This window comes from Aeromonas sp. R6-2, from assembly GCF_040908155.1.
Lineage (GTDB): Bacteria > Pseudomonadota > Gammaproteobacteria > Enterobacterales > Aeromonadaceae > Aeromonas > Aeromonas schubertii.
Window position 1 is genome coordinate 18909 of record NZ_JBFODE010000037.1, and the last position, 17283, is coordinate 36191.

Below are 17283 nucleotides of genomic sequence, written 5' to 3' on the forward strand. Positions count from 1 at the left end.
TAAGCTGAGGTTCATATGACATTATCTCTTCAAGCCCTGCACTCTAAGGTCACCCAGCTGGCTCAGAACAATGGTGAACTGACCGGTAAATTCAAAAACGATTCTCTTGCCGCCCATAAAGAGGGCTCTTTTCAGGGGCTAACCGTATCGAGCGGAGCCAGACCGACAGAGCGGGCTTTTGCCCAGGAGGTGCTCAAACATCTACAGCATGTCTCTCTTAACGATGGTGAGGTGCGTGGTTTGACTGAGGGAAGCCGCTATGCCCAGAGCAATTTTGAGCTGCATTATGATGGCAAGGGGGTTCAACTTCGTGGATTGCACAGCGATCAGCTCACCCTGAAAGATGCCAAGATTCTGCTTGATGCGGCACTGCGTCAGCAAGGTCGTGAGGAGGCTCCCCCGCTTCCCCCGCGTAGCGCGCCTGTCCGGACCGACCGACCCGCACTGGCCCATCAGCATGAACGTCTGATGGGAACTGCTCCGCGGTTGGTAGCGGCCCCGCCTGCAGATCCTTATGGTTCCGCTCAGAAACAACAGCTCAGCGACCGCCTCAAGGCGCTGCAGGATCAACTCTCACCGGGCAATGATCCTGACCGTTATCAGCAGGGGAGCGGGGTGAATCGCTTCAGAGACATTCAGGCCAACAAGGCGACTGCCGTACGCGAGGATCTCAACGCCAACTATGTGCAGGTCGGGGCCCATCGTTCCATCGCCTGTCAGTATCCGTTGCAGGCTCAACTTGAGAGCCACATGCAGATGCTGTTTGATAACCGGACTCCGGTGCTGGCGGTGTTGGCTTCCGCGAGCGAGATCGACACACCGGGTAACAAGATGCCCGATTACTTCCGTCAGGATGGCCAATATGGCCAGATGAAGGTGAAGTCTGCTCTTCACCACTCCGTCGACTTGGGACGAGGCATCCAGGCTGATGTTTACCATATGACACTCTCTCAGCCCAATTCCGGTAAGAAGGGGATTATGGTGCCCGTGGTACACGTAAGCAATTGGCCGGATAAGCAAGCGGTAGGGACTGACGTTAGCGATAACCTGGCGAGGCTTCTTGAACAGACCACTCAGGAAAAGAAGGATATGTACACCAGAGCTGGTAGCTCGGCCGTGGGTGACGACAAGAAGTTACTGCCGGTTATCCATTGCCGCGCCGGGGTAGGACGCACCGGTCAGGTGATTGGGACCATGGCCATGAATGACCCCCGCAATGGGGCTCTGAGTGTTGAAGATGTGGTGGGTGAGATGCGCCAGCATCGAAACGGCATCATGGTTCAGACTCAGGGTCAGCTTGACGAGTTGGTCAATCTGGCTCAGCAGCAAGGGCGTTCTTTGTTGCGTGCCTAAGTGGCAGGAGAAGAGGCCACCCCGGGGTGGCCTCTTCGTTATGGCACCTTTATGGCGCGATCAGGCGGCCTTGGCCAGCGCGACCTCCTGGCTCTTTTTCAGGCGCAGCTTTTTCAGGGCTACCGCCGTGATGCCGGTGATAACGGCACCGGTCACCATGCAGAGCAGGGCCAGCAGGGGCTTGTTCATGGCTCCGAGCAGGGCCACGATGGGGCCGCCGTGGGCGACGCTGTTGGTGATGCCAAACAGGAAGGCCATGACGGCGGCGACCATGCTGCCCAGCACGTTGGCCGGAATGACGGCCAGCGGGTCGCGGGCGGCAAACGGGATTGCCCCTTCCGAGATACCGACCAGGCCCATGGCGCCGGCCGCCTTGCCCGCCTCGATCTCGCTCTTGTCGAAGATGCCGAGCTTGCGACCGAGTACGGTGGCGATGCCCATGCCGAGCGGCGCAACCGGGATGGCGCAGGCCATGGCCCCCATAAACTGGGTCTGGCCGGAGGCAATCATGCCGACGGAGAAGAGGAAGGCCACCTTGTTGACCGGGCCACCCATATCAAAGCCCGCCATGCCCCCGAGCACGATGCCGAGCAGCACCAGGCTACCGCCACTCATGGAGAGGAGCAGGGCGTTGAGGCCGGTCATCATGTCGGCGATGGGGGCTCCGATGATGAAGATAAAGACGGCGGCGATAAAGAGTGAACCGACGATAGGGGCGATCAGGATCGGCACCAGCGGCTGCACCATCTTGTGGTAGCTGCGGGTCGCAATCCAGCGCACCAGGTAGCCGACCAGGAGGCCCGCGATGATGGCACCGATAAAGCCGGTACCGGCATCGGCTCCGTAGAAGCTGCCATTGTTGGCGATCCAGCCGCCGATAAAGCCCGGCGCCAGGGCCGGACGATCACCGATGGCATAGGCGATATAGCCAGCCAAGATGGGGATCATCAGGGTAAAGGCGGCCACACCCACGTTGAGGATCTGGTTCCACATGCTCCCTTCCGGGATCTGCATGCCCGCCGGTGTCGGCACGCCGCCGATGGCCAGGGCCAGGGCGATAAGCAAACCGCCCGTCACGACAAACGGAATCATATGGGAGACACCGTTCATCAGATAGCGGTAGAGATCCGAACTGCCGCTGCTGCTCTTCTCCTCGCTCTTCTTGGTTCCGCCAGCCACGTGGGCGGGAGCCTTGAGCGCCTGTTCGATCAGCCCCTTGCCATCCTTGATGGGGGCCTTGACCCCGGTCTTGACCAGGGGCTTGCCGGCGAAGCGATCGAGATCCACCTGCTTGTCGCAGGCGACTATGATGGCGCTCGCCCGGGCGATCTCCTCGGTGCTGGGGGCATTCTTTACCCCGATGGAGCCGTTGGTCTCCACCTTGATGGCGTATCCCAACTCGGCTGCCGCCTTCTCCAGGCACTCGGCCGCCAGATAGGTGTGGGCCACGCCGGCGGGGCAGCCGGTCACCCCGATAAGAAAGCCCTGATCGGCGCTGCCGGTAGCCTGCTCCTGCTTCTCGGCGAGCAGCAGGGCCAGGGCCTGGTCCGCATCCTTGGCCTGCATCAGGCGCTCGACAAAGCCCGGCTCGATGAGCTTGGACGAGAGTTCGGCCAGTACCTCGATATGGTGGTTGGCCCCACCGGCGGGGGAGGCGATCATGAAAAAGAGGCGTGATGGCTGGCCATCTTCGGCGCCATAGTCGATCCCCTGGCGGCTGATGCCGATGGCCACGGCTGGCGTGATGACGGCGCCGCTCTTGGCGTGGGGCAGGGCGATCCCCTCCTCGAAGCCGGTGTTATCGAGCTCTTCCCGAGCCCAGAGATCGGCGACAAACTGCTGCTCGTCCCCAATTTTCCCCTGCTCCTTGAGCATGCGGGCCATCTCGGTGAAGACCTCTTCCTTGCTCCCGGCGGCCAGATCCAGACAGATCAGCTGCCGGTTGATCAATGTGGTGATCATGACGCTCTCCCCTCTCGTGTGCAGTACGCGTGAATCGTTTTTCTCGAGCCTATTATTTCGCGCCAGGGGGGGGGTAAAAAATCGCATATTCGTGCCGTTAACTGGATTTTTGTGTCATTTGTCCGTGGCTGTGATCCAGGTCGCAACCATAGTGGTAGCCTCTTATGGTTCCTTTTGATGCTTGTTGCCGACATTAATCAATGAGTTACATCCTGTCACCAGGACGTTTAAGAGCTGGCATGGGCCATGAGCGGCAGGGGAAGGGAAAAGAGAAATTGTAAATTTGTGGCATTTTCAGAGCCGTGGGAGTGTGATCCCGCGCACGGGATTGGCTCGCCAGAGGCGTGCTATGCTGCCCCGTCACCTGCATCAAGGAGTTTCCATGCGCATTGCCATGATTGGCCTCGGCGACATTGCCCAAAAGGCCTACCTGCCCCTGCTCGCCGTCGACGCCCGGGTCACCCCGCTGCTGTGCACCCGTCATCCCGAGACATTGGCACACCTCGGCCGGCAGTATCGTATCCCCGAGCTGTTTACCGACCTGGACGCCTTGCTGGCCGCCCGCCCCGATGCGGTGATGATCCATGCCGCCACCCGGGTCCACGACGAGCTGGCGAGGGCCACCCTGGGAGCGGGGATCCCCACCTTCGTGGACAAACCCCTGTGTGACAGCGCCGAGCAGGCCGAGCGTCTGTGCGAGCTGGCCCTGGCCCGCAACTGTCCCCTGTTTGTCGGCTTTAATCGTCGTTATCTGCCGGCCATGGAGGCGGCGCGCTGCCAGCCACTGACCGAGCTGCACTGGCACAAGCACCGTCACGCCTTGCCGGGCGTCGCGCGAGATTTTGTGTTTGACGACTTTATCCATGTGCTCGATGCCCTCTGTCACTTTGGTGGCGTGCCACAAGGCGAGGTTCATTCGGTGCTGCGCACCTCATCCCGGGACCCACACCTGCTGGCCGCGGTGAGCGTCAGTTGGGAGAGCGACGGGCGCGCCATCGGCGGCAGCATGAACCGCAGTGCCGGGGTCACCGAGGAGCGCATCAGCGCCTATGGAGAGGATCTCTCGCTGCATCTTGAGAGTTGTACCCGCGGCACCCTGGCCCGTGGCGGGGTGGTGCAGCGGCTGGAGCCGGGGGACTGGCAGCCGGTGCTGGCCCAGCGCGGCTTCGCCCCCATGCTCGAGCACTGGTATCGGCAGATCGATGGCGGGGTCGCCGACACCGGGCTTGTCGACTCCTACCTGCATAGCCATCGACTGGCCGAGCAGCTGGTGGCGAGGGCAGCGCGCCTTGGCACCCCAGCTAGAGAGGGCGCTGCCGGCAGCAGGCAGGAACCACGGCTCTGGGGCGCCTGAGGAAGAGAGCAAGGAGCCTTGCCAGCACTCTGCGTGTCAGGGGAGGCCTGCCGGTCTCTACCACTGGGCAGGGGTGATGACGGGGTCTGAGCCAGTGGCGGTGGGGGTAGATATGATCGTTCATGATGGCACTCCAGGATGGGGATGCCTGCATCTTGGTCGGAAAAAAGGTGTAGTAAAATTGAAGAGGTGATAAAAGAAACTACGCCTTTAACGCGACGAGGGGAACATGAGTCAGAGACGGCGTCTGCTGCAGCTTGAGCACAAACTGGGTCCCCTGGGAGAGGGGGAGATCACCCTCGATGAGTTGGCGCAGACCTTTAGCTGTTCCCGCCGCAACATTCAGCTGGTACTGGGCTCTCTGAGCGAGGCGGGCTGGATCCGCTGGTCACCGGGGCGGGGGCGCGGCCATCGGTCACGGATTGCGCTACTGCAGAGCCACCATCGACTCACGATGCAGGAGGCCGAAGCGGCGTGCCAGAGGGGACAGCTCGATCTGGCCATGGCCCTGCTCGAGGAGATTGGGGCCCGGGCCGACTTTGGCCAGCTGCTAGGCCAGATGGTGCAGCGGCGCCGCTGTGTGGACGGCATCATCATCCCCATGGCCTGCCCCATCCTCGAGCTGGATCCGGCCCGAACCAGTAGCAGCAGTGCGCTGCATATTATCGAGCATCTCTACGATGGCTTGCTCGAGGTCTCTCCCCTCGACGGCGCTCTTCAACCTGCGCTGGCACACCACTGGGAGGCGCGGGAAGAGGGGCTCTGCTGGCATTTTTGGCTGCGCAGCGGGGTTCGCTTTCACCACGGCCCCACTCTGGAAGCCGGAGATGTGGTCCGTACCCTCGAGCGGCTGAGGGATCCGGCGAGCCTCTTTTACTCCCTCTATATGCATATCGTTGAGGTGCGGGCCCTCTCGCCGTTAAAAGTGGAAGTGCGTCTGGCCCACCCCGATCCCTTTTTATTGCAGCTGTTGGCCAATCCCCATAGCCGCATCATCGCCGGCGAGGGAAGTCATGACACAGTGGGGCGCTTCACCCCCTTCGGCACGGGCCCCTTCCAGCTGCACCAGCGCAGTGAACATCACCTGATCCTGCATCGTCACGAGCACCATTGGGGGCTCTTGCCACAGCTGGAGCAGATCGAGATCTGGCATCTTCTTCCCTCGGGCCGGCAGCCCAATCTCTGGCTGCATACCAATCCCAGTCAGCACCCGCAAGGGGATGCGGTCAACCAGATCCACGAGACGGCGGGCTGTTTCTATCTCATTTTCCATCACCTGAGCCCCCTCTGGCAGACGGAGGCGCGGCGTCAGGCCCTCTGGCACTATCTGGAGCAGGCTCGGCACCATGCCGAAGAGATGGTGCCCGCCAATTCGATCTTTCCCGGCGGCCATATGCTGCCCCCTCTCTGTCCCGAGCCGCCGACCTGGACACCCCTGGGGCGCCCCCTGCGCATCGCGGCACCCGACAACGAGCGTTGCCGGCGACAGCGCCGCTGGTTGGCCCAGAGCCTGGAGCGGCTCGGCATCGAGTGCGACTGGTTGCCCTTGCCCGAGTCGGGTAGTGAGATGGGGGAGCTTGACGGGGCCGATCTGGTGCTGCTCGCCGAGGTGCTCGACAGTGAGGGGGAGTGGGGTCTCTTCGAGCTGCTTATTTCCAGCTCGGGTATTTCTTTGGCACTGGGTCAGGGGGCGCACAGGCAGATGGCCGCGACCTTGCGCTCACACCTCGCCCGCTGCCGGCCGCAAGAGCGGCTTGCTCTCTTCTTGCAACAGGAGACCCGGCTCTGCAGCCAGTACCGTTATCTGCCTCTCTTTCGCCAGCAGGAGCACGTCATCTTCGACCCGCGTCTGCGCGGGATCCAGGTCAACCATCAGGGGTATTGCTCCTTCCGGCATCTCTGGCTCGACGAGCCCGAACTTGGGGTCAATATCTGTGCTCCACAAGAAGACCCTGGCTCCGGGGGGCGCCTTTAGTTCACCAAGGCTTTGCTCTATAATCGGCGCGCTTTTATCCGGGACGACACCATGATTTCGAAGAACCAACTCAAATTGCTGCGCGCGTTAGGGCAGAAGAAACAGCGCAAGGCGCTCGGCCTCTTTCTGGTTCAGGGTGAGAAGAACGTTCTGGAGCTGGCCAACAGCGACCTGGTGGTCAAACAGATCTTCGCCACCCCCGAGTTTCTCGCCCTGCACGGGCAGGCCTTGCACCGCTACGAGTGCATCGACGCCGACCTTGAGGATCTCACCAAGGCCAGCACCCTGGTCAGCAACAATGCGGCGATCGCCGTGGTGGCCATTCCCGAGGTGGCGGTGCCCAAGGCCAGGGGGCTGATGATTGCCCTCGACGGGGTCTCCGATCCCGGCAATCTCGGCACCATCATTCGCCTGGCCGACTGGTATGGCATCCAGCACATCGTCGCCAGCCAGGACAGCGCCGATCCCTACAACCCCAAGACCATCAGCGCCACCATGGGCAGCTTTGGCCGGGTGCAGGTGAGCCAGGTCGACTTGCCCGACTATCTGGCCAAGGCGGGTCTGCCGGTCTATGGCGCCTTTCTGGAAGGGGAGAGCATCCATCGCACCGCCTTCCAGGCCGAAGGGATCCTGCTGATGGGGAGTGAATCCCACGGCATTCGCGAGCAGGCCGCCCGCTGTGTGACCGACAAGATCACCATTCCCGCCTTTGGCGGCGCCGAGTCGCTCAACGTCGCCATGGCTACCGGCATCATCCTCGATAATATGCGCCGCCAGCATGGCTGACGAGATGCCTCAGGGATAAGAAGTCAGGGATAAAAAAAGCGTCGGTGTTGCCGACGCTTTTTTTGTGAGCTCGCAGCACTTACTGCTTGAGCATGCCGAGCTTGCCCGGCACCCCGTCCCAGCGCTCGGCCTCATCCATCGCCGGCCTGACCTCGGTCAGGTTGGGCCATAGCGTCGAGAGCTCGGCGTTGAGTTCGATAAAGAGGCGATCGTCACCCACCAGCTCGTCTTCCTGGAAGATGGCCTGGGCCGTGCATTCCGGTACACACAGACCGCAGTCGATGCACTCGACCGGGTTGATCACCATGAAGTTCGGTCCCTCATGGAAGGCGTCGGCCGGGCAGACCGCCACACAGTCGGTGTATTTACACTGGATACAGTTCTCGGTGACGACAAACGCCATGACTCTTCGCTCTATTCTGGTTAGCCGCAGCGCACACGCGAAGTACACGCAAAAATGGAGAACGGGGATGATACTGAGCGGCCGCTAAAATTCAACCCGCGCTTTGGCAAGTGTAGCTCTCCCGGTGCCCTCACCCTGCCGCCTGCGCCCCGCGGACATGGATCGACCGTATGACAGGCGGGGGGAATTTTCGTAAAATGCGCGCCATTGTGAGCCGCCACTGTGCTGGTTAGGCCAAGACACCCATTATCCACGAGACATCCCATGATACGTTTAACCGAACTTAAGCTGCCGCTCGATCACGAGGAAGGGGCGCTACTCGACGCCATTGCCGCCAAGCTGGCCATACCTGCCGGGCAGGTGCTCTCCTTTAGCCTGTTTAAACGTGGCTACGATGCCCGCAAGAAGAGCAATATCCAGCTCATCTATACCGTGGATGTGGAGGTGGCCAACCCCGAGCCGCTGCTGGCCAAGTTCAAAAGCGACCCCCAGGTGCGCCCGACCCCGGACATGGCCTACAAGTTTGTGGCCAAGGCCCCTGACAACCTGCAAGAGCGCCCCCTGGTGATCGGTTTCGGTCCCTGTGGCCTGTTTGCCGGCCTGGTACTGGCCCAGATGGGCTTTAACCCCATCATCGTCGAGCGCGGCAAGGAGGTGCGTGAGCGCACCAAGGACACCTTCGGTTTCTGGCGCAAGCGCACCCTGAACCCCGAGTCCAACGTGCAGTTTGGCGAGGGCGGGGCGGGCACCTTCTCCGATGGCAAGCTCTACAGCCAGGTCAAGGATCCCCACTTCTACGGCCGCAAGGTGATCACCGAGTTCGTCGAGGCGGGCGCCCCGGAGGAGATCCTCTATGTGAGCAAGCCCCACATCGGCACCTTCAAGCTGGTGACCATGATCGAGAAGATGCGGGCGAAAATCCTCGAGCTGGGCGGCGAGATCCGCTTTAGCACCCGGGTTGACGACATCCACATGGAAGAGGGGCAGATAACCGGGGTGACCCTCTCCAATGGCGAGGAGATCAAGACGCGCCACGTGGTGCTCGCGGTCGGACACAGCGCCCGCGACACCTTCGAGATGCTCTACGAGCGCGGCGTCTACATGGAGGCCAAGCCCTTCTCGGTCGGTTTTCGTATCGAGCACAAGCAGTCGATGATCGATGCCGCCCGCTTCGGGCCGAGCGCCGGCCACCCGATCCTGGGGGCCGCGGACTACAAGCTGGTGCACCACTGCAAGAATGGCCGCACCGTCTACAGCTTCTGCATGTGCCCGGGCGGCACAGTGGTGGCGGCCACCTCGGAAGAGGGGCGCGTGGTGACCAACGGCATGAGCCAGTACTCGCGTGCCGAGCGCAACGCCAACAGCGCCATCGTGGTCGGCATCTCGCCGGAGCAGGACTACCCGGGGGATCCCCTGGCGGGCATTCGTCTGCAGCGCGAGCTGGAGGCCAACGCCTATGTCCTCGGCGGCGAGACCTACGACGCGCCGGCCCAGAAGATCGGCGACTTCCTCAAGGGGCGTAAACCCGGCGAGCTGGGGGACGTGCAGCCCTCCTTTACCCCGGGGATTCATCTGACCGATCTCTCCAAGGCCCTGCCGGCCTTTGCCATCGAGGCGATCCGCGAGGCCATCCCCGCCTTCGATCGCCAGATCAAGGGCTTCGCCTCGGAAGACGGCCTGCTGACCGGGGTTGAGACCCGTACCTCCTCGCCCGTCTGCATCAAGCGCGGCAAGGATTACCAGAGCATCAACCTCAAGGGCTTCTACCCGGCCGGTGAAGGGGCCGGTTACGCGGGAGGTATCCTCTCGGCGGGGATCGACGGCATCAAGGTCGCCGAGGCGGTGGCCCTCGACATGCTGGCCAGCCTGCAGCAGGCGTAAGGCGCCAGGCAGAAAAAAAAGAGCTCGTTTGAGCTCTTTTTTGTTTCTGCAGGGAGATCCCGGATCATCAGGCCAGGGGCGGGGTGCTCTCGGCGTTGGAGAGCACCGCATCCATCTGGATCAGGGCGCCTTCCGGCAGCTCGGCGACGCCGATCACGGTGCGAGCCGGCAGGTAGTCGGGGAAGTAGCGGGTATAGATGGCGTTGACCGCCTCCAGATCCTCGATGTTTTTCAGATGGATGTTGATCTTGACGATGTCATCCATCACATGACCAATGCTCTCGACGATCGCCTTGAGCTGGGTCAGGCACTGGCCGGCCTGCTCCCTGACACACCCTGCCAGCACCTTGCCGGTGGCCGAGTCGATGGGCAGTTGGCCGGCGATGTGGTTGTAGTGAGAGAAGGCGACAGTCTGGGTGTAGAGGGCACTGCGCGGCGCCAGATCCGTGTTACGGGGTCTGATCACCAGGCCGTGGCGATCCTCGACCAGTTGGGGCGGCGTGCCATCCCCGTGGGAGACCACCACGTCCATCTGTACCAGGGCATCCATGGGCAGGGCCGAGGCGCTGATGATGGAGCGAGCCGGCATATAAGCGGCGGCGCGGGCGATCCCTGAATCGGGGAAGAAGGTGGTGTAGACCTCGTTGACGGCCTCCAGATCGGCGAGGCTCTTGAGGTAGACGTTGACGCGTACGATATCGTCGAAGGGAACGTCGATGCTCTCAAGGATTGCCTTGATGTTCTTCAGGCACTGGGCTGCCTGGGCCTTGATGCCACCTTCGACCAGTTGACCGGAGACCGGATCCAGCGGCAGTTGGGCCGAGACGTTGTTGTAGTGGGAGAAGGCCACCGTCTGGGTGGAGAAGGCGCTCCTGGGGGCTTGCTCGCTGTCGCGGGCCAGCTTGATCAGGGCGCAGGGGGCCTGGGGATGGGTCCCTTCACCGTTGGAGATGATGGCGTCCATCTGTACCCGGGCACCCAGGGGCAGGGCGGCAACGGCCAGCACGGAGCGGGTCGGTACATAGGCCGGGAAGAACTCGCCGTAGACGGCGTTCACCGCCTCCAGATCCCCCATGTCGCGCAGGAACAGGGTGATCTTGACCACATCGTCCATCACATGGCCGATGCTCTCGACAATGGCCTTGATATGGGTGAGGCACGCCCTGGCCTGAGCCTGGACATCTCCCTCGATCAGCTTGCCGGTAGCCAGGTCAACCGGGAGCTGGGCCGAGATGTTGTTGTAGTGGGAGAAGGCCACGCTCTGGGTGTAGGGACCCAGGTTCAGGGGAGCCTTGTCGGTATTTCTTGCCGCCTTGATGATAGTGCCACTCATGGGAGTCGACCTCGCTATGGATTATAAGGTTCAGGGTTTCCCTATCGATTCTTGTGAGGCCGTCATCGGAGTCATTGATTGCTCAACGGTGTCTCTGTGCTGCCCGTTATAGGGGGTGATAGGGAATATCGTTTCAGACAGGGGGGATTCTAGGAGCGGTCAGAAACCGGATGCAAAACCAAAATCTATTTCTATGAGGCGCCTCAATGCTCTGAAAAATCGTCCCGATGCTATTCATTTCATGGGTAACAGGAAACGTATGTCGATTTTTTTAACGATCACCTTCCAGAGTGTGCCAATGCTGTGGGCGGGCGTCGGTTAGGGGATGTGAACAGAGGGTTAATAAAGGAATAATGTGGGCGGTCGATGCACTTCATCTGCATGAATATCTATTTTTAACCCTTGCTGCCCCCCTTCTCATGGTCGGTTAAATATGCTAGCGCCAGGCTATTTTTGGCCTGCGACGGGCAGGGGTGGAATATCATTCATCGCTATTGCATGAAGGCCATGAGGATATTGCTTCAGGCGGGCTATCCATCGGGGAAATATCGGGGGGATTGACAGGAGTTTATGCCATGAATATGCAAGGAGGTGGGCCTCCACCCGCGGGGGTGGAGGCCGGATGATCACCAGATCTGTTTTTGGGTGGTGAACCTCGCCGTGTTGGGAATGGGGGCGTTGGCCTCCTGAGTCAGGATGCCGGGCCCTGCTGCGTCGAGCAGGTTGATGCGTCCATCGCTGCGACCGGTGAAGAGGACGTCGTTACCAAAGAGCTCGGGCTGCTGCCAGCGCCAGTTTTGCCCGTTGGGGGGCAGGGGCTGGTCACAGCGGCTGCTCAGTGCCAGCCCCTGTTCGCTGCTGAGGCAGCGGTCGAGGTCGGCCACACTGCGGTAGCGATTCATCTGATCGAAGACGAAGGCCTGGCTGCGGTCGCCGAGCCGACAGGGCTCGAAGCCGAGTTGCCCCGAACGTACGGTGAGGCAGTGGGCCTGCTGCTCGCTCAGATAGGTGGACTGGATGTAGACGCTGTCGGCACCGAGGAAGAGAGGGCTGCTCCAGTCCACGTCCATCTCGAAGCGGACTGGGTAGTGCTGGATCAGGTAGTCCTGACCGGTGCGCCACTCCCCGTTGGCTCCCCGGCTCTGATCGTCCTGCCACAGCTTGTTACCCGCTCCCCAGCGACGACCGATGATCCAGCGATTGTGGGCCAGCAACTCGATGCCCCGGATATCGGTCTCCACCGTGAGGGTGGAGTGGCCACTGGCCTCGCGGGGCGCCCGCATCTGCACCTTGAACTCGGGCTTCATGCCCGCCATGGCGGTGGGGATGGTGTCACGGATCTTGTTGAAGTCGTATGGAGCGCCCCCCTGGTCGTAGTAGTCCCAGCACCAGCCGCTGGCGGTGTTGAGGTCGCAGTACTTGTTGCTGCCGCGCGAGCCATAGAGGTTGTTGGCGTACTCGACCCAGGCAGAGCGCTCGTCGTTGGCGGCGTTGAGGGTGTAGGAGGTCTTGGCCTCTATGGTGGTCTTGCTGCTGACGCCGACCGAGATGTCCTTGATGGGGATCTTGGGGAAGCTGCTGAAGCCCACCTTGACGGTGGTGTTCTCCTCCTTCTGGTAGCTGGTGCTGTCTTGCATCTGCTGGGTCGGGACCAAGCGGTTCATCCTGGCGGGGGCCGTGATGCTCACCCGGGAGCGGACACTGTCGAGGTACTGGCGATAGACGAAGTTTTTGCTGTTGTCCTTGCGCGAGGAGAAGGTGCGATGCAGGTAGTAGTGCTCCTTCTCGGGCAGGAAGGTGATCCCGGCCCCCTCTTCGAGTAACACCTCCACATACTTGTCCGAATCGCTGCCCTGGCTGTAGTAGGGGGAGGTGCTGTACATCCTCACCTTGTACTTGAGATCCGCGCTGCCCTTGCCATCGCGGCCAAGGGGGAGGTGCTTGATGATGGCGACCTCGTGCAGCGGGGTTGCCTCGGTGCCCGCCGAGCGGGCCATGCGGCGGGCCCTGGGCGCCGGTCTGTCGAGCCGATCATAGAGCAGCTCGAGGAGATAGGGTTCATCCAGGGTATCGAGCAGATAGATCTGGCGCCGTGCGGCCTCACGGGGATAGAGCACCAGCACATAAGGGCTGTCAAAACCCAGACCGGTTATCTGGCGGGTGAGGGCTCGCCGCTCCTCCCGGGTGCGCCCCGCCAGATCCAGCATGGTGTAGTTGCACGGGGCCAGCGCGAGGGGCTCTCCACTGGAGTGGCAGGCCTCCTGATAGAAGGGGGTCGATTGTAGCAGGGCGACGGGGTCGCCCTGTGCCTGAGCGGCCAGGGGCAGCAGCAGCGCCCAGCCATATAGCCTGAAACTCATGGTTTTTCTCCATTATTGTTGTATGCGTGACGTGCCGACCGGGGTCGGAACCGCGCCAATATGGACCCATCAATTCGTGGCTACAATGACTCCCTTTTGGTTTTTAACTACCTCTTTTGAGTAGTGTGAGTGGCGCCGCAGAGTGCCAGCGTTCCCCTTCTACAGGGGTGGCATCGGGTGATTAAATAGGCGAGCTGTCGGACTCTATTCCTGGTTATGTTATTGATCTTGTTGACAATAATGGACCATCAGGATGCCTCCTTGCCCTGGGTCAGCAGCAAAGAGATCAGCATCTGGTTGTCTATCTCCTCCCCGTTGAGTACCCGGGCCAGCACCTCACTGCCGAAGAGCTGGGGCGACAGCAGAATATCGGGCTGCACCTTCTTGATCTTGTTGATGTTCTTGCTGTCGTTGACCGCCACTATGGTCTTGCTTCCGGGGGCCAGATCATGGGCCGCCAGTACCACGAAGGCGTTGTCGGCATCGTTATCACCCAGAGCCAGGATCGCCTTGCAGCCGCCGATACCGGCCAGTGTCAGGGTGGCATTGTCGCTGCTGTCACCGGCCATGATGTCATAGTCTCCCCCCAACCGCTGGCGCAGCTGGGCCAGCTCCTCCTCTCCCAGATTGACGATGAGGGTGATGGGCTGCCCGCGCTCGTGCAACTGCAACAGGGTATTGATGGCCAGCATGGAGTGGCCGCAGATGATGAAGTGATCCTTGCGCTGCATGGTTTTATGGTCCCCTTTGACTAGCTTGCTGAGGCCACCGCTGATGAGGGGGCCGAAGATGGTGCTCATGGAGGTGGCGAAGACGGTGATGCCGGCGATGATCACGGAGACGGTGAAGAGGCGGGCCGCCTCCGAGACCGGCAGTATGTCCCCGTAACCCACCGTGGTCATGGTCTCGATGGAGAAGTAGAAGGCGCCCATCAGGTTTTCGATGGGAGGCTCGAAGCCGTCTCCCAGATAGAGGGCTCCGTAGCTGGAATAGAAGAGCAGAGAGGCGAAGCTGATAAAGGCGAAGATACTGCCGGCGGTGGCGCTGCTGCGATTGAAATCCCGGCGCAATAGCAGCAGGGAGGCCATGGTGGCAAGGCAGAGTGCCGCATTGGGGTGCAGATTCGGATAGAAGCGGAGCATATAGATCAGGGTGATGAGCAGCAGCACCAGGCTCAGGGCCCAGGCGAGCCTGGCCCGAAACAGCAGGCCCAGAGTGCTGAGCACCAGAAAGACCCCCAGCATAAACCAGGGTCCGTTGATCAGGAGTGACAAGTCCAGCCCCGCCAGGGTGCGCAGGTGAAAGATATCCAGCAGATCCACCGGCATACCATAGATGGTCCTGAAGATGAGCAGGCCGTTGAGCAATACGGCCAGGGCCACCATGCCGTGGCGCAGGCTCTGCCAGCCCTGTCTCATTCCCTGCCTGAGTCGATTCCAGCGGCTCACCCTCGTTCTCCTCTCGATGTGACCACGGGATCCTACCACCAAGGTCCTTTTGGGTCATGCCGCGGGTTGGCGAAGGGGCGCGGGGGCGATTAACCTCAAAGCGTGTTGGTGCCCGAGTTCGGGCACATTCTTACCCCGGCATGGAGTAGCCTCCCTATGACTAAATACCGATTGGTGACCCGCAGCGACTTCGATGGTCTGGTGTGTGCGGTGCTTCTCAACGAACTGGAGATGATCGACGACATCCTCTTCGTACACCCCAAGGATATGCAGGATGGCAAGGTCGCCATCGACGGGCGTGACATAGTGACCAATCTCCCCTATGTGCCGGGGGCCCATCTGGTGTTCGATCATCACCATTCGGAGACCCTGCGCAACAGCGGGGAGCGCCCCAATCACATCATCGATGGCAATGCCCCCTCCGCGGCCCGAGTGGTCTATGAGCACTTCGGTGGCAAGGCCCGCTTCCCCCATATTGCCGACGACATGATGGTGGCGGTGGACAAGGCCGATTCGGCCCGTTTCAGCCGGGACGAGATCCTCCAGCCACAGGGGTGGGTGCAGCTCAACTACCTGATGGATGCCCGTACCGGGCTCGGGCGTTTCCGCGAGTTTCGCATCTCCAACTATGCCCTGATGATGGATCTCATCCGCTATTGCCGTGCCCACACCATTGAGCAGGTGTTGGCCCTGCCCGATGTGGAGGAGCGCAGTCGTCTCTATTTTGAGCACGAGCCCCTGGCCCGGGAGCAGATCCGGCGCTGCAGTCGGGTACTGGGTAATCTGGTGGTGCTCGATCTGCGCGACGAAGGGATCATCTACGCGGCCAACCGCTTCCTCATCTATGCCCTCTTCCCCGAGTGCAACGTCTCGGTCCATGTGATGTGGGGGCGGGAGAAACAGAACACCGTCTTCGCCGTGGGGGCCTCCATCCTCAATCTCGACCCCCATGTGAACATAGGGGAACTCATGCTGGCCAACGGCGGGGGCGGACATGCCAATGCAGGCACCTGCCAGGTGGCCAACGAGGAGGCCGAGACCCGGCTCAGGGCCCTTATCGAGGCGCTTACCCAGGGGTAACGCAGCCAAATAAAGAGCGGGAGGCCATGGCCTCCCGCTCTCATTGTGACGACCGGTTTAGCGGTTGCCTGCCCGGGCGAAGCGCCCCTCGCTCTCGACCCGATAGCGGGCCGTGCTGGCGGGCACGAAGGCCGAATGTCCGATAGCCAGGGAGAGGCGCTGCTCGCCGCTGACGAGGGTAACGGGGGCGTCAATGGCGAAGATCACCTCGGCGCTTTGGCTCTGCAGCTCGTGCTCCCCCGCCTCGTAGATGCGGAAGGTGAAGTCGGGCACCGGCACCTGGAAGTGGCAGCAACGTCCCTCTCTCCGGGGGGCGAGCAGGATCTCGGCGGCGGGCTTGGGCTCGCAGCGGGTGCAGGCGAGCAGTTCGTCCACATCCATGTGCTTGGGAGTGAGACCGGCGCGCAGCACGTTGTCGGAGTTGGCCATGATCTCGAGGCCGGTGCCACGCACATAGGCGTGGGGGGTGCAGGCGTCGAGGAACATAGCCTGACCGGGTTGCAGGGTCACCACATTGAGCAGCAGCGGAGCAAACAGTCCCACATCCCCGGGGTACTGCTCGAAGAGGTGCAGGATGAGGGCGAAGGTCTCCTCCGTGCGACAGGCTGCGGCGGTGCGGGCCAGATCGGCCAGGGCTGCCTCTTTTTGGGCCCCCTGCAGAGTCAGCAGGGCACGAAACAGAGTGGCCAGACCCGCTTCATGTTGCGCGCGGGCGAAGGCCTCTACCAGAGGGGCCAGGGCCGGTGAGGCGAGGCGCTCGAACAGGGCGAGGATCTCGGCGTGGGGCCGAAAACCGTTCATGGCCTGGTAAGGGGTGAGGGCGAAGACCAGCTCGGGCTTGTGATTGTCGTCCCGATAGTTACGATGGGGGGCATTGGGGGCGAGCCCGGCCTCGTTGTCCCGGGCAAACCCCGCCTCGGCCTGGGCCTTGCTCGGGTGCACCTGGATGGAGAGGGCCTTTTCGGCGCAGAGCACCTTGAACAGGAAGGGGAGGGTACCGAAGCGCGTCACCGTCGCCTCGCCCAGCATGGCGGCCGGATCGGCGGCGATGAGGGCGTCGAGACGAATCAGCTGACCCTCCTGCTCGACCAGCGAGCAGCCGCTGGGATGGGCACCCATCCAGAGCTCGGCCTGGGGCTGCTCATCGGGGTTGGCGATGCCAAACAGCCGGGTCAGGGCATGGCGACTGCCCCACTCATACCCCTGGATGGGGTTGGTCATCGGAAAGAAGGCGCACTGGCTCATGGATGGGCTCCTCATACGGCATCAACGGAACAGGTGCGGACTATAACATGGCGGGGATGGCGCGACCCAACGGCGTGGTCGCTCCCCTTGAGCGAGATCATTG

The 17283-nt window shown here is 61.7% G+C and carries 12 protein-coding genes; 6 read left to right on the top strand and 6 right to left on the bottom strand.

The window, feature by feature from the left end; translation table 11 throughout:
- Positions 1-15: 15 nt before the first annotated feature.
- Positions 16-1353 carry a protein-tyrosine phosphatase family protein gene (locus tag AB5Y48_RS08900; RefSeq protein WP_224159514.1) on the top strand — a complete coding sequence of 446 codons (1338 nt, stop codon included), beginning with the start codon at positions 16-18 and terminating at the stop codon, positions 1351-1353.
- Between the two features lie 60 nt (positions 1354-1413).
- On the opposite strand, the gene AB5Y48_RS08905 is transcribed toward AB5Y48_RS08900, so the two are convergent.
- A complete protein-coding gene (locus AB5Y48_RS08905) occupies positions 1414-3315 on the bottom strand; it encodes a fructose-specific PTS transporter subunit EIIC (protein WP_136613016.1) in 1902 nt (633 codons plus the stop codon).
- 382 nt (positions 3316-3697) lie between these two features.
- On the opposite strand from AB5Y48_RS08905, the gene AB5Y48_RS08910 reads away from it, so the two are divergent.
- From AB5Y48_RS08910 to AB5Y48_RS08920, 3 genes are all read left to right on the top strand, one after another.
- Positions 3698-4669, top strand: a complete 972-nt coding sequence (locus AB5Y48_RS08910; RefSeq protein ID WP_368164238.1) for a Gfo/Idh/MocA family protein — start codon at positions 3698-3700, stop codon at positions 4667-4669.
- Between the two features lie 229 nt (positions 4670-4898).
- Positions 4899-6644, top strand: a complete 1746-nt coding sequence (locus AB5Y48_RS08915; protein ID WP_368164239.1) for an ABC transporter substrate-binding protein — start codon at positions 4899-4901, stop codon at positions 6642-6644.
- A 51-nt stretch (positions 6645-6695) separates the two neighbouring features.
- Entirely contained in the window at positions 6696-7430 is a 735-nt protein-coding gene (locus AB5Y48_RS08920) for an RNA methyltransferase (protein WP_060584489.1), read from the top strand.
- A 79-nt stretch (positions 7431-7509) separates the two neighbouring features.
- Here AB5Y48_RS08920 and fdxA read toward each other — a convergent pair whose 3' ends face one another.
- Positions 7510-7833 (bottom strand): ferredoxin FdxA, encoded by a 324-nt coding sequence (gene fdxA, locus AB5Y48_RS08925; RefSeq protein WP_050666035.1) that lies wholly within the window; start codon positions 7831-7833, stop codon positions 7510-7512.
- A gap of 264 nt (positions 7834-8097) precedes the next feature.
- Between fdxA and AB5Y48_RS08930 the strand changes: the two genes are divergently transcribed.
- The gene (locus AB5Y48_RS08930; protein WP_368164240.1) at positions 8098-9714 is read left to right on the top strand and encodes an NAD(P)/FAD-dependent oxidoreductase; all 1617 of its coding nucleotides are present in this window, start codon (positions 8098-8100) and stop codon (positions 9712-9714) included.
- Positions 9715-9781: 67 nt separating this feature from the next.
- Here AB5Y48_RS08930 and AB5Y48_RS08935 read toward each other — a convergent pair whose 3' ends face one another.
- The 3 genes from AB5Y48_RS08935 to kch form a co-directional block, all read right to left on the bottom strand.
- Positions 9782-11047 (bottom strand): RidA family protein, encoded by a 1266-nt coding sequence (locus AB5Y48_RS08935; protein ID WP_136613019.1) that lies wholly within the window; start codon positions 11045-11047, stop codon positions 9782-9784.
- 626 nt (positions 11048-11673) lie between these two features.
- Positions 11674-13407 carry a hypothetical protein gene (locus AB5Y48_RS08940; protein ID WP_368164241.1) on the bottom strand — a complete coding sequence of 578 codons (1734 nt, stop codon included), beginning with the start codon at positions 13405-13407 and terminating at the stop codon, positions 11674-11676.
- Positions 13408-13655: 248 nt separating this feature from the next.
- Complete coding sequence (gene kch, locus AB5Y48_RS08945; protein ID WP_368164242.1) at positions 13656-14855, bottom strand: voltage-gated potassium channel protein; 1200 nt, start codon at positions 14853-14855, stop codon at positions 13656-13658.
- 156 nt (positions 14856-15011) lie between these two features.
- Here kch and AB5Y48_RS08950 point away from each other — a divergent pair, with 156 nt between their 5' ends.
- Positions 15012-15935: an exopolyphosphatase gene (locus tag AB5Y48_RS08950; RefSeq protein ID WP_368164243.1), complete on the top strand. Its 924-nt coding sequence runs from the start codon at positions 15012-15014 to the stop codon at positions 15933-15935.
- Positions 15936-15992: 57 nt separating this feature from the next.
- On the opposite strand, the gene manA is transcribed toward AB5Y48_RS08950, so the two are convergent.
- On the bottom strand, positions 15993-17180 hold the full coding sequence (manA, locus tag AB5Y48_RS08955; RefSeq protein ID WP_368164244.1) for a mannose-6-phosphate isomerase, class I: 1188 nt from the start codon (positions 17178-17180) through the stop codon (positions 15993-15995).
- Positions 17181-17283: the final 103 nt, after the last annotated feature.

Coding starts and splice junctions, on each gene's coding strand:
- AB5Y48_RS08930 (WP_368164240.1), top strand. CDS start 8,098: ATGATACGTTTAACCGAACTTAAGCTGCCGCTCGATCACGAGGAAGGG.
- AB5Y48_RS08905 (WP_136613016.1), bottom strand. CDS start 3,315: ATGATCACCACATTGATCAACCGGCAGCTGATCTGTCTGGATCTGGCC.
- AB5Y48_RS08915 (WP_368164239.1), top strand. CDS start 4,899: ATGAGTCAGAGACGGCGTCTGCTGCAGCTTGAGCACAAACTGGGTCCC.
- AB5Y48_RS08935 (WP_136613019.1), bottom strand. CDS start 11,047: ATGAGTGGCACTATCATCAAGGCGGCAAGAAATACCGACAAGGCTCCC.
- AB5Y48_RS08910 (WP_368164238.1), top strand. CDS start 3,698: ATGCGCATTGCCATGATTGGCCTCGGCGACATTGCCCAAAAGGCCTAC.
- AB5Y48_RS08940 (WP_368164241.1), bottom strand. CDS start 13,407: ATGAGTTTCAGGCTATATGGCTGGGCGCTGCTGCTGCCCCTGGCCGCT.
- fdxA (WP_050666035.1), bottom strand. CDS start 7,833: ATGGCGTTTGTCGTCACCGAGAACTGTATCCAGTGTAAATACACCGAC.
- AB5Y48_RS08920 (WP_060584489.1), top strand. CDS start 6,696: ATGATTTCGAAGAACCAACTCAAATTGCTGCGCGCGTTAGGGCAGAAG.
- AB5Y48_RS08950 (WP_368164243.1), top strand. CDS start 15,012: ATGACTAAATACCGATTGGTGACCCGCAGCGACTTCGATGGTCTGGTG.
- AB5Y48_RS08900 (WP_224159514.1), top strand. CDS start 16: ATGACATTATCTCTTCAAGCCCTGCACTCTAAGGTCACCCAGCTGGCT.
- manA (WP_368164244.1), bottom strand. CDS start 17,180: ATGAGCCAGTGCGCCTTCTTTCCGATGACCAACCCCATCCAGGGGTAT.